This is a genomic window from Pseudomonas sp. Sample_14, assembly GCF_004307515.1.
GTDB lineage: Bacteria > Pseudomonadota > Gammaproteobacteria > Pseudomonadales > Pseudomonadaceae > Aquipseudomonas > Aquipseudomonas atacamensis.
Genome location: NZ_RCOC01000018.1, coordinates 35,970 through 47,397, shown reverse-complemented (window position 1 = coordinate 47,397; position 11,428 = coordinate 35,970). Strand labels below are relative to the sequence as shown.

General features: G+C 60.6%; 12 protein-coding genes and 1 pseudogene. 4 read left to right on the top strand and 9 right to left on the bottom strand.

All coding sequences use genetic code 11. The features are described from left to right. On the top strand, positions 1-1,071 hold a 1,071-nt coding region (locus D8U61_RS04150; protein ID WP_130926462.1), incomplete at its 5' end, for an amidohydrolase. Positions 1,072-1,139: 68 nt separating this feature from the next. After that, on the top strand, positions 1,140-1,763 hold the full coding sequence (gene ycaC / locus D8U61_RS04145; RefSeq protein WP_016774080.1) for an isochorismate family cysteine hydrolase YcaC: 624 nt from the start codon (positions 1,140-1,142) through the stop codon (positions 1,761-1,763). A 209-nt stretch (positions 1,764-1,972) separates the two neighbouring features. Here ycaC and D8U61_RS04140 read toward each other — a convergent pair whose 3' ends face one another. Beyond that, on the bottom strand, positions 1,973-3,400 hold the full coding sequence (locus D8U61_RS04140; protein ID WP_024012433.1) for a mechanosensitive ion channel family protein: 1,428 nt from the start codon (positions 3,398-3,400) through the stop codon (positions 1,973-1,975). Positions 3,401-3,508: 108 nt separating this feature from the next. Next, the gene (locus D8U61_RS04135) at positions 3,509-4,528 is read right to left on the bottom strand and encodes an alpha/beta hydrolase (RefSeq protein ID WP_122707088.1); all 1,020 of its coding nucleotides are present in this window, start codon (positions 4,526-4,528) and stop codon (positions 3,509-3,511) included. 191 nt (positions 4,529-4,719) lie between these two features. Here D8U61_RS04135 and D8U61_RS04130 point away from each other — a divergent pair, with 191 nt between their 5' ends. Beyond that, positions 4,720-5,619, top strand: coding sequence for a LysR family transcriptional regulator (locus D8U61_RS04130; protein WP_024012435.1), 900 nt, complete (start codon positions 4,720-4,722; stop codon positions 5,617-5,619). Between the two features lie 72 nt (positions 5,620-5,691). Here the strand turns inward: D8U61_RS04130 and D8U61_RS04125 are convergent. After that, a pseudogene (locus tag D8U61_RS04125) lies at positions 5,692-5,961 on the bottom strand (type II toxin-antitoxin system RelE/ParE family toxin). Further along, on the bottom strand, positions 5,951-6,142 hold the full coding sequence (locus D8U61_RS04120) for a hypothetical protein (protein WP_038862015.1): 192 nt from the start codon (positions 6,140-6,142) through the stop codon (positions 5,951-5,953). Before D8U61_RS04120 ends, D8U61_RS04125 begins: the two are co-directional and overlap by 11 nt. A gap of 308 nt (positions 6,143-6,450) precedes the next feature. Between D8U61_RS04120 and D8U61_RS04115 the strand changes: the two genes are divergently transcribed. Continuing rightward, a complete protein-coding gene (locus D8U61_RS04115) occupies positions 6,451-7,248 on the top strand; it encodes a class I SAM-dependent methyltransferase (protein WP_130926461.1) in 798 nt (265 codons plus the stop codon). 115 nt (positions 7,249-7,363) lie between these two features. Here the strand turns inward: D8U61_RS04115 and D8U61_RS04110 are convergent, their stop codons facing one another. The 5 genes from D8U61_RS04110 to D8U61_RS04085 all read right to left on the bottom strand — a co-directional run bounded on the left by D8U61_RS04110 (position 7,364) and on the right by D8U61_RS04085 (position 11,372). Beyond that, entirely contained in the window at positions 7,364-7,672 is a 309-nt protein-coding gene (locus D8U61_RS04110) for an addiction module antidote protein (protein ID WP_130926460.1), read from the bottom strand. Between the two features lie 305 nt (positions 7,673-7,977). Next, positions 7,978-8,670, bottom strand: coding sequence for an N-acetyltransferase (locus D8U61_RS04100; RefSeq protein ID WP_125926660.1), 693 nt, complete (start codon positions 8,668-8,670; stop codon positions 7,978-7,980). Between the two features lie 57 nt (positions 8,671-8,727). Beyond that, entirely contained in the window at positions 8,728-9,519 is a 792-nt protein-coding gene (locus tag D8U61_RS04095) for a ChbG/HpnK family deacetylase (RefSeq protein ID WP_125926659.1), read from the bottom strand. Then, a complete protein-coding gene (locus D8U61_RS04090; protein ID WP_130926459.1) occupies positions 9,491-10,678 on the bottom strand; it encodes a GNAT family N-acetyltransferase in 1,188 nt (395 codons plus the stop codon). The genes D8U61_RS04095 and D8U61_RS04090 overlap by 29 nt, the downstream gene beginning before the upstream one ends. 4 nt (positions 10,679-10,682) lie before the next feature. Next, the gene (locus tag D8U61_RS04085; RefSeq protein WP_125926658.1) at positions 10,683-11,372 is read right to left on the bottom strand and encodes an N-acetyltransferase; all 690 of its coding nucleotides are present in this window, start codon (positions 11,370-11,372) and stop codon (positions 10,683-10,685) included. Between the last annotated feature and the right edge of the window lie 56 nt (positions 11,373-11,428).

Below are 11,428 nucleotides of genomic sequence, written 5' to 3'. Positions count from 1 at the left end.
CGCATCGCCTACAACCTGTTCACCCAGAAGCCGAAAGAAGAGCTGACCGATTTCCAGAACTGGACCGGCAGCGTCAAGTTGCATCAGGGCGACGACTACCTGCGCCACAACGGCGCCGGCGAAATGCTGGTGTTCTCCGCCGCCGACTTCGAAGACTTCCTCGAACCGCGCCCGGACCTGCCGCAGACCATGGAGCAGGAACTGGAACCGGTGGTGCGCCACCTCGTTGAGCAGCGCTGGCCGTTCCGTCTGCACGCCACGTACAACGAATCGATCAGCCGTATGCTCGATGTGTTCGAGAAGGTCAACCGCGACATTCCGTTCAACGGTCTACCGTGGTTCTTCGACCACGCTGAAACCATCACCCCGCAAAACATCGAGCGCGTGAAAGCGCTGGGCGGCGGCATCGCGATTCAGGATCGCATGGCGTTCCAGGGTGAATACTTCGTCGATCGCTACGGCAAACAAGCTGCCGAAGCCACGCCACCGATCAAGCGCATGCTCGCCGAAGGCGTGCCGGTCGGCGCCGGCACCGACGCCACGCGCGTGTCCAGCTACAACCCGTGGACCTCGCTGTACTGGATGGTCAGTGGCCGTACCGTTGGCGGTCTGGCGCTTTACGAAGAAGGTCTGCCACGCAGCACTGCACTGGAGCTGTTCACCCATGGCAGCGCCTGGTTCTCCTCGGAGCAGGGCAAGAAGGGCCAGATCCGCGTCGGCCAACTGGCAGACCTGGCGGCACTGAGCGCGGACTTCTTCAACGTTGAAGAGGAAGCGATCAAGTGGATCGAGTCGGTGATGACCGTGGTCGGCGGCAAGATCGTCTACGCCGCCGGCGACTTCGAAGACCTCGGCCCGCGTTCGATTCCGGTGCTGCCGGACTGGTCGCCAGTGGTCAAAGTACCGGGCCACTGGCGCCCGAACTCGCCACTGCAGGCGCAGGTGCACCAGTGCAGCGGGCCGTGCGCCGTGCACACCCACAGCCATGAAAAAGCGCGGATGTCGAATGCGCCGGTCAGCGATTTCGCCGGTTTCTGGGGCGCATTCGGCTGTTCCTGCTTCGCGTTCTGAGTTTGAAAAAAGCGCCGGTCATCGGGGCCGGCGCTTCCCGCAACAACCATCCATCCAGGAGTTTTGCCATGAGCGTTCCTTACAAGCGTCTGAACAAAGATGATGCCGTCGTCCTGCTGGTCGACCACCAGACCGGTCTGATCTCGCTGGTGCAGGATTTCTCGCCGAACGAGTTCAAGAACAACGTGCTGGCACTGGGCGACATCGCCAAGTTCTTCAAGCTGCCGACCATTCTGACCACCAGCTTCGACGCAGGTCCAAACGGCCCGATCGTGCCCGAGCTGCTCGAGCAATTCCCTGACGCGCCGTTCATCCAGCGTCCAGGCCAGATCAACGCCTGGGACAACGAAGACTTCGTCAAAGCGATCAAGGCCACCGGCCGCAAGCAACTGATCATCGCCGGTGTCGTGACCGACGTTTGCGTAGCTTTCCCGACCCTGTCGGCGATCGCTGAAGGCTTCGAAGTGTTCGTCGTCACCGACTCGTCGGGTACCTTCAACACCACCGTGCAACAAGCAGCGTGGGCGCGGATGTCCGCCGCCGGTGCACATCTGATGAACTGGTTCGCTGTGGCCTGCGAGCTGCAGGGCGACTGGCGCAACGACATGGAAGGTCTGGCGCATCTGCTGTCCGAGCGTCTGCCCAACTATCGCAACCTGATCAACAGCTACACCAAGTTCACTGCCAAGTAATCTGGTCGAAAGTCAAAAGCCCCTCACCCTAGCCCTCTCCCGGAGGGAGAGGGGACTGACAGCGTTGTTTGCTAGAGTTGCATCGACCTGCAATACCGAGCCGAGCTCCGCTCTTGAAACGCATGGAGATCGGCTCCCTTTCACCCTCGCCCCCTTAGGGGGAGAGGGCTGGGGTGAGGGGGTGAGCTTTTGATCTTCAAAGTTTCAGATCAGCGTTTTTGCAACCAACCCAAGAAACCACCTTTTTTCACCGCCACCGGTTTGGCCATCAACGCGAGGCGACTGTTCTGCTGACGCACCGCCTGCAACTTGTTCAAGGCCCGGCCGACTTCGCTGCGCTTGTCCATGCACTCACGGGTCAACTGTTTGTCGAGACGATAGATGATGCTCGACGTCAGCGCTGTGAACGTCGCCTGCGACGGAGTATCGGCAAGAATGCTCTGTTCGCCCATGACTTCGCTCGGCCCCATGCGCCCGGCCTCGGTCTGGCCATTGCCGTCCGGCACCGTCGCGCTGACCACGCCCGTGGCGATCACGAACAGACTGTCCGGCACCTCGTCCAGATCCAGCACCACCTGACCGGCCGTGTACTGCTGCGCGACCATCGACTCAGCGAGGCGATCACGTTCCTCGCTGCTCAGCGAGCGGAAAATCTTCACCTCATCCAGCAATGCACGAGCACGGCTCGACGGTTCGATCACGCCGTCGGGATGCCGGGAAATACCCGCCGCTTCGAGATGGCGGTGGGCGAGGTCGAACAGTTGATTGCGCACTTCGCTCTTCTTGCCCAGCTCAGCGATGAAACCGCTGGCAACGTATTCCGACATGGTTTCGCCGGCCTCTTTGAGCACGGCTTTCGGCGCCGGGCTGAGCAGCAGCGAACTGCTGCCCTGCAAGGTACGATCAAGGGCATCCAATACCCGCCGCGGGCGAATGTGGTTCGGCACCTTGATACTGATCGAGACGCCGTGCATGTTGTTCGGCCGGCTGAGATTGACGATCTTTGCCTTGGCCGCCACCGAGTTCGGTACGACGGCCATGGTGCCGGCGCTGGTCAGCAGGTGCGTGGCGCGCCAGTCGATATCGAAGACCTTGCCTTCTACGCCGTCGATCATCACCAGATCGTCCACTTGATACGGCTTGGTGGTGTTGAGGACGATGCCGGAAAACACGTCGGCGAGGGTGCTTTGCAGCGCCAGACCGACCACGATGGCGACTACCCCGGAAGTGGCCAGCAGACCTTTGACCGGCAGCTCCAGCACGTAACCGGCTGCCGCAACAATGGCGACCAGAAACACCAGCGCGCCGATGACATCCTGCAACAAGCGTCCGCTGTGACCGATGCGGCGCATCAGCGCCAGGCCGATCACTTCGGTCAGCACCCGTGCTGCGTACAACCACCAGAGAATCCCCAGCGCCGTCGCCCCCAGTTGTGCCACGCGATCATCAGCGAACAGCGGAGCCTGCAACGGGCTGACACCGGCATTGATCACCAGCGCGCTGAACGCCAGAAACAGTGCCAGACGCACGCCGACTCGCGGCGCGCGGTGGCTGAAGGGCGAGAAGTGCCAGAGTGCGGCGTCGAGCAGGAGCAGGACGGCGCTCCAGGACAGCAGGTGGGCGTAGAAAAGAGTCATGACCGGTACTCCGCGACGCTGGTGAGAAAAAAGATCGCAGCCTGCGGCAGTTCCTACAGGGAATCGTATTCCAGGGTAGGCGCTGCCGCAGGTTGCGATCTTTTGCTTTTATGGATTCAGATGAGTCTTCAGTTCAGCCGCCGCCTGACGCACCGCGGCTTTGACTTCCGGAATCTGGCTCAGCGGATTGAGCAGACCAAAGTCATGAATCATCCCGTTGTAACGCACCGAGGTCACCGGCACGCCGGCCGCATCCAGATGCCGCGCATAACCTTCGCCTTCATCACGCAGCACGTCGAACTCGGCGGTCTGCACCAGGGCAGCGGGCAGGCCCTTGAGCTGTTCGGCGCTGGCTTTGAGCGGCGAGGCATGGATCTGCGCACGCTCGGCCGGGTTGGTGGTGTAGTTGTCCCAGAACCACTGCATCATGCCTTTGGTGAGGAAGTGGCCCTCGGCAAATTGCTGGTACGACCCGTCGTCGAACTGCGCATTGGTCACCGGCCACATCAACAGCTGGAAGCGCAGGGCAGGGGTTTTCTGCTCTTTGGCCATCAACGCTACGACCGCTGCCATGTTGCCGCCGACGCTGTTGCCGGCCACCGCCAGACGCTTGCCATCGACACCGATGTCCTTGCCGTGCTCGGCCACCCATTTCGTCGCGGCGTACGCCTGGTTGATCGCGGTCGGGTACTGCGCTTCCGGCGATGGCGTGTAATCGACATACACCGCAACAGCGCCCGAGCCGACCACCAGATCACGAATCAGGCGCTGGTGCGTCGGGAAATCGCCCAGCACCCAGCCGCCCCCGTGGAAGAACATGAACACCGGCAACTCGCCTTTGACCTTGGCCGGGCGCACCACTTTCAGGTTGAGGGTCTGGCCATCGACCTTGATCGCCTTGTCGCTGACTTCCACACCGGACAGATCAACCTTCACCGAAGCCTGCGCACCGGTCAGCACCGCACGGGCGTCTTTCGGGCTCAGTTGCTCCAGCGGACGACCACCGCCAGCGGCGAGGGCATCGAGGAACGCTTGGGTGTTGTGTTCGACGCCAGGGCTGCCAGCGGCGAAAGCGCTGCTGACGGAGAGGGCGAGGAGGGACGCGGCGAGGGTTTTCTTGATGCTCATGTTCAATTCCATTTTTGAATGTGTGATGTAGGAGCTGGCGAAGGCTGCGATCTGATCGTTCCCACGCTCTGCGTGGGAATGCAGCCGGGGACGTGTTCAGGGTTGTTTTCAAACCGTGAGCAAAGATTAATGGGCTGCTGAAAAGCGAAAAAGCGGCTATAAAGCGTTTAACTGTCCACCAGAGAGTGACAATGAACCCGTTCGAAGACATGCGTATTTTTTGCCAGGTCATGGACTCCGGCAGCTTCACCGCTGCGGCCGATCAGTTGGGCCTGTCCAAGCAATTCGTCAGCCGCCGTTTGATGCAACTGGAAGAGCGACTTGGTGTGCGCTTGTTGAATCGCTCGACCCGCCGCCTCGACGTCACGCCGCTGGGGCAGAGCTATTACGAATCGGCGCTACGTTTGCTCGGCGAGGTAGAGCAGGTCGAGCAGGGCATCGCCGGCGAAACCGCCGAGCCGCGCGGCACGATTCGTCTGAGCGCGCCGCTGTCGTTTGCCGTGGCGCATCTGGGTTGTCTGTTGCCGTTATTCTTGCAGCGTTATCGCGAAGTCACCGTCGAGGTCGATTTAAGCGATCGCCCGGTCGACCTGCTCGGCGAGGGTTACGATCTGGCCCTGCGCATCGGCGTACTGGAAGACTCGACTCTGATCGCCCGACGTATCGCCAGCATCGAACGGGTCTACTGCGCCAGCCCGGCCTACCTCGCCGAACGCGGCACACCACTCAAACCCGAAGACCTGCACAGCCACGATTGCCTGCCTTACGGCCACGGTCGCTCGGTGCAATGGCGCTTCAACGAAGCTCCGGGCAAACCGCTGCTGATCAACGTCACCGGGCGCATGCGCGTCAACAACGGCGAACTGCTGCGAGATGCAGCTGTGCAGGGGATGGGAATTACTTATCTGCCGACCTTCATCGTCGGCGCGGCGCTGAAGGACGGGCGGCTGGTGCCAGTGCTGGATGACCTGCGCCCGGAGCCACTGACCCTGTCGGCGGTTTATCCGCAGCATCGCCAGGCTTCGCGGCCGGTGCAGGCGCTGGTGGAGTTTTTGCGTGAGCGGCTTAACCAGAGTCATGTGAATCTTTGATAGTGGTGCCTACTGGGCAAACGGCGTGTTATCGATCGGGCGAACGTCACACCGTTTTTTCCTGCTATGTCTTTATGGATATTCCTGTCGGGTATGCAAAACGCTAAGTATCTCGATTCGATCCGTCACCTCATAAATCACTACGTAGTTAGGATGTATAACGATTTCCCGGGTGCCGGGAGATCGACCTTTACGGTAGAGATGGGGATGAACGGAGAGTGAGGTTGTGGATTCTTCGATGGATTTCGAGAGACTCACTGCGGCTGCAAAGTTTCTCTAGCCAATGTATCTGAGGATGTTCGAAAGATCGGCCTTGGCTTCGGGCCGCCACTCAATCTGCATCGGCCTTTTTTCGCATGGATTCGATCAAGGCATGCATGTCCGCCATCACGTCCTCATGGGGGAGACTCGGATGGGGATCATCTCTGGACGCCTGCACCTTGGCTCGCAACCAGCGATCATGACTGGCAGCCTGCTCGTCGTTTTCAAACCCTGAATCGTCGGGAAAGATTTTGCCGTCCATAGTGCCTCCGGGATCAATGCCTGGCAGTCTATTCGGTGCAGGGATTGCTGTCGTCGTTGTCTGGATGAACTGCATCTGGGTCGAGCTCCATGAGTACTTGTAGTTCGACAAATCCTAGACTGAGCGCTTCCGACGGCCAACCGACGGAAGATGTAGGAAAACGGTTGGGGTATCCCGAGTTCCTTCCTTTTTCTGTAGGACTCGCTGAAGAGGACTGCGCAGTGTGATTACAACATTGGAACAACCGCCACCCCGGGTCTGTTCTAGACTCACGCAGCTCAATCACGAGCCTCACCCGGAGTAGCGCCATGGAAGTGCCCACCCCCAAAACCGCCATCGAAAGCAATCGACAGGCGTGGAACGATTCTGCCCGTCATCATCAGGATTCGCCGGACTGGCAGGCATTGCTCAACGATGTCGCGCAGGCAGAGTTTTGCTGCCTTGATGACACTTTGCGCGGCTTGCTGGACGTCGACGGCAAAGACGTGATTCAACTGGGCTGCAATAACGGTCGGGAGAGCCTGTCGCTGTTTGCGCTGGGTGCGCGCAGTGTCGTCGGCGTCGATCAATCGGCAGCGTTTCTTGAGCAGGCCCGCGAGCTCAACAGCCGCTCACCGCATACTGCCGAATTCGTCGAGAGCGACATCCACCATCTGCCCGCATCGCTGCATAACCGCTTCGACGTAGCCCTGATTACCATTGGTGTACTCAACTGGATGCCTGACATCGGCGAATTCTTCCATCATGTCGCGCAGGTGCTGAAGCCGGGCGGCAAACTGGTGATCTACGAAACCCATCCTTTTCTGGAAATGGTTGATCCGCAGGCTGAAGATCCCTACCGCCTCGCCAGCTCGTATTTCCGTGTCGAGCCGTTTGTGCAGGAAGAACCGATTGTGTATGTCGGCAAGGTCGAGCAGCCGGCGGCGAAGTCGTACTGGTACGTGCATACGCTGGGCGCGATCTTCAGCGGCGCCATTGGAGCGGGGCTGAGCATCGTTGATTTTCAGGAATATGCGCATTCGAACCGGGAAGAGGTGTATGACTGCTACCTGAACCAGCAGGCGCAGTTGCCGATGTGCTTTAGCCTGGTGGCGAGCAAGGCCTGAGAACCTTTTTTGCGACGGCTTGCCTCTTCGCGAGCAGGCTCGCTCCCACAGGGAAACGCATTCCAGTGTGGGAGCGAGCCTGCTCGCGATGGCGGCCTTGTGACCGCCAGAAAATTCAGGGAACGGCGTGATTGAGTACGTGCCCCGGCTGCGCATAAAGATCAATGCCCAACGCATGAATCACCTTCAACACTGTGTCAAAGCGCGGCTTCGCTCCGGGAGCAAAAGCTTTGTACAAACTTTCACGACCCATGCCTGAATCCTTGGCGATCTGCGTCATTCCTCGCGCCTTTAACACGTAGCCGATTGCGCGAAGGAATTCTTCGCTGTCTCCGTCTGCAAGCACCTGTGACAGGTACTCACTGATGGCTTCATCACTGTCGAGCAGGGCGACCATGTCGAAATTCGTCAAAGTCTGGCTCATGGTTAAACCTCCTTTGCCATTTTTTGTGCGCGTCGGATGTCTGCGCTTTGTGAGGATTTGTCGCGCCCGATATCGTGCTTGACTCTATCCAAGCGGATACAGATAAACAGTCGGCCAAGTCTTTTCCGAGTGTTGGAAGTGTCGTCACAGTTTGTAGGCAACCAGCCAATCGCTTGTGAGAGCTGCGGGTGCAGCTACTGGCCTCTTCGCGAGCAGGCTCGCTCCCACAGGGAAACGCATTCCAATGTGGGAGCGAGCCTGCTCGCGATGGCGGCGTTGCGACCGCCACATTTCACAAGACCGGATCAAGCCTGCGCTGCGGCACTTACCACCGGCCGGCCCGGTTTGCGCAGCGGATCCAGGCGTGAGCCTTCATAGCGGGTTTCGCGGAAGAATTTCCAGCGGCCGAACAGGCAGTAGACGTGGGTCACCCGGCCCTGTTCCTGATAACCCATGCGGATATGCAGTTTCAGCGCCGGGATGTTATGGGTTTCACAGACGTCGACGACCTTGGTGCAACCCTGCGCCGCCATCGCTTGCCACAGCGCAACCTGCACGTCCACCGACAGGCTGCTGCCGAAGTAGGCGCGGATCATTTCGCCGCCGAATTCGAAGAACTCGCCGGGTTTGACCGGGAAAGTGCAGCCGTAATAGTGGCGGTCGTGGTAGTCGCGAATGCTGCCCCAGATAAAGCCCACGGCGTGGCCCTCGGCGTCCAGGTACATGTGTCCGGTGTGGCCTTCGGCAGCCAGTTCCGCCATGGTACCGACACGGTCACCGAAGTGTTTGCTGAACGCCACGGCATTCTGCGCGGTGATGTCGACTTTGCGCAGGCCTTCATACGGGCGCAGTTTGTGCGGCGGCACCGGGCTGACCAGGTCGCGCTCCATCCACAGCAGTTCCCAGTGGAAGAACACGTAGCGTTTCCACAACGTCCCGACGGTGCGGCTCAGGCCTTTGTGTCTGATGCGATCTTGCACTTTGGTGATGATGCTCATGATGCCCCTCCAGGGTCTTGGCCCGGATGTTGTGGTGAATGTCGTTACAGCGGTGATTCATTCGAGCGCCGTGGCACCCTGTGTTTCTTCTCGGTTGAGGTCGGCATACGAGACTCGCGCGACGCCCCTCAAACCCTGTTCGAGTACCTCGCTCAACGACTCGCCGGAGTCGAGATAGGCATCACCGAAATCGACGCCGAGGCGGGTCGGGTGGGCGACGATTTCCAGCACGCCGTCGCTGGGGACGCTGGCATTGCGCAGGTCCACCGGGGTGCAGACGTAGTCGGCGGTGACCCGCGCCAGGCTCTGCAAACGGCCATTGAGCAAACCCTTGAATAGGCGCTTGGGCAGCGTGAGGTTGAGCCCGAGGTTGCGCGCCAGCCGGATCGGTACGCCTTGCTCGGCGGCAAACTTCGCGACGATTTCGCCGATCGGCCAGATGTTGTGTACGTGCTGGTGCGAGTCGATATGGCTCGGGCGCATGTCGTGATCGACGCAGCGTTGCCATTGCGCCTGCAACTCGGCGCGCACCGCGTCACGGTCTGCGCGACCCAGCCACAGGCTGTGGCGGGGCAGGTTGAGGTCGAACACGCCGTTGCCATCGCAGAAGGTCCGCCGCCCCAGGATCGCCTGGCTCAGCGGGCGCCCGTAGGTCAGGTTGAAGTGCAGACCGATCCGCCCTTGCAGCGTCGGATGGCGGGCCATGGTGCAGGCAGCTTCAAACGCCGGCATGTTGGCCATGGCCGTGGCCGAGCTGATCAGGCCGGCCTGGAAGGCAGCGAAGATCACTGCGTTTTCGTTGGCGCTGAGACCGAAGTCATCAGCGTTGACTATGACTTGGCGAGGCATGGCCGCCCTCCGGAGTGATTGCGACAGGTTGCACCAGCGCTGCAGGTTTTTTGTTTGCACGGCGGGCCCGCCACTGCTGCACGGCGGGCTTGCAGCGATACCAGATGCGCAGCGCCAGACCCAATGCCAGCCCACTTGGGCGCCACGAATAGAAACTCCAGCGCCAGTGTTCCAGCTGCCCGGTCATGCGTTCGTGCAGTTGATGGCTGGAGTTTTCCAGGCTGACCCGCGAGGCATCGATCCAGTGCCAGTGCTCATCCAGGCCCCAGCGAATCCATTCCTCCAGCAACACCCGGCCACTGCCCAAGTCGGCGTACTGCGGCAGGAAGGCGAGGTTGTAATCGTAGAGCCGGCCCTGTTCGAGCAGGCCGAGGCGATAGCTGATGCAGCGGCCGTTCAGCTCGAGCATCACCACGCGTACCAGGCCTTGGCCGGCGAGGGCGGTGAAGGCGCGTTCGATCCATTGGCGGCTGCGCGGTGTGGCGAAAATACCGACGCCTTCATCGCCTTTCCAGCTCACCGCCTCGACTTCGCTGATGGTCTGCAACAAGGCAGCCATGCTCAGCGCATCTGGAGTGATCCGGCGGATCTGCGCACCGCACGCGGCGATCCGTTTGCGAGCCCGGCGCAGTTTGTAGCGCGGGTCGCCGGAGACTTCCTGATGGTCGGCTTCGCTGATCAGATGCACCGGCACCCGGCAGCTCAGGCGCCGTTCGGCAGTGGAACTGCGCGCCATCCATGCGGTGACGGCACTTTCTTCACCCGCAGGTTCCGACAGCTCATTGAGTTGCAACAGTGCATGGGGCAGGCGCTGGCGAATCAGCAGCAGCGCCTCGTGCATGTCCTCGCCGCCGAGCAGCGACAGCAAAGCCAGACGATCAGCCAGCGGATAACCCAAGTGATGCAAGACCCGAAACGGCACTCCGGCGAAGCGCTCGCGGCTGGCTACCAGCGGCAGGCACAGGCGTAGTTCTGCGGCTTCCCAACCGAGCAGAATGTGCAGGTGCTGATCCTCACCCAGGGCCTGTTCCGCCGCACATAACCAGCCGAGATTGTTGAACGGCGTATGGTCGCTCACGCCCAGGCGCAGCGTTTCATACGCGGTTGCCGGGAAGTCGGCGGCGCACAGGGACGTGCGCCATTCGAATCGCATCACCATAGGTTCAGGCCGCCGTTGCGTTGACAGGTGGACGGGAAGTTTTACCCAGCGCCGCCAGGCGCGAACCGCTGTAGCGGGTTTCGCGATAGAAGCGCCAGCGACCGAACAGCGTGTAGATATTTGTGATCCGCCGTTGTTCGGTATAGCTCATGCGCAGATGCAGCTTGAGCGCCGGGATGTTGGTCGACTCACAGACATCGACCACTTTGCGGCAGCCCTGGGCGGCCATGGCTTCCCACAGGCGCAATTGCAGGTCCACCGACAGCTCTGTACCCCAGTAGGCCCGGGCCAGTTCGCCACCGAACTCGAAGAACTCACCGGGTTTCACCGGGAACCGGCAGCCGTAGTAATGCCGGTCGAAATAATCCCGCGGCGTACCCCAGATAAACGCTACGGCATCGCCTTGCTCGTCGACATGCATGTGCCCGGTGTGGCCCTCTTTGGCCAGCTCGGCCATCGTGCCGACACGGTCACCAAAGTAACGCGCGAAAGCGCTGGCGTTGTCCGCCGTAATCCTGACCACGCGCAGTGGCGGATAGGGTTTGAGGCGGTGCGGCGGCACCGGGCTGACCAGGTCGCGCTCCATCCACAGCAGTTGCTGATGGGAAAAAATGTACAGTTTGCGGATCTTGCCCAAGGTCGCTCGCAGGCCTTTACGACGAATATGTCCGCTGAGTTTTTGCAAAACATCCATGGTCTCTTCTCCTGATGAGGGTGCCATGCGCGGCATCAAGCCCGCGCGGCAGAGCA

What these genes read in the sequence shown, in the direction of transcription:
- ycaC (WP_016774080.1), top strand. Translation starts at nt 1,140, where the DNA reads ATGAGCGTTCCTTACAAGCGTCTGAACAAAGATGATGCCGTCGTCCTG.
- D8U61_RS04140 (WP_024012433.1), bottom strand. Translation starts at nt 3,400, where the DNA reads ATGACTCTTTTCTACGCCCACCTGCTGTCCTGGAGCGCCGTCCTGCTC.
- D8U61_RS04135 (WP_122707088.1), bottom strand. Translation starts at nt 4,528, where the DNA reads ATGAGCATCAAGAAAACCCTCGCCGCGTCCCTCCTCGCCCTCTCCGTC.
- D8U61_RS04130 (WP_024012435.1), top strand. Translation starts at nt 4,720, where the DNA reads ATGAACCCGTTCGAAGACATGCGTATTTTTTGCCAGGTCATGGACTCC.
- D8U61_RS04120 (WP_038862015.1), bottom strand. Translation starts at nt 6,142, where the DNA reads ATGGACGGCAAAATCTTTCCCGACGATTCAGGGTTTGAAAACGACGAG.
- D8U61_RS04115 (WP_130926461.1), top strand. Translation starts at nt 6,451, where the DNA reads ATGGAAGTGCCCACCCCCAAAACCGCCATCGAAAGCAATCGACAGGCG.
- D8U61_RS04110 (WP_130926460.1), bottom strand. Translation starts at nt 7,672, where the DNA reads ATGAGCCAGACTTTGACGAATTTCGACATGGTCGCCCTGCTCGACAGT.
- D8U61_RS04100 (WP_125926660.1), bottom strand. Translation starts at nt 8,670, where the DNA reads ATGAGCATCATCACCAAAGTGCAAGATCGCATCAGACACAAAGGCCTG.
- D8U61_RS04095 (WP_125926659.1), bottom strand. Translation starts at nt 9,519, where the DNA reads ATGCCTCGCCAAGTCATAGTCAACGCTGATGACTTCGGTCTCAGCGCC.
- D8U61_RS04090 (WP_130926459.1), bottom strand. Translation starts at nt 10,678, where the DNA reads ATGGTGATGCGATTCGAATGGCGCACGTCCCTGTGCGCCGCCGACTTC.
- D8U61_RS04085 (WP_125926658.1), bottom strand. Translation starts at nt 11,372, where the DNA reads ATGGATGTTTTGCAAAAACTCAGCGGACATATTCGTCGTAAAGGCCTG.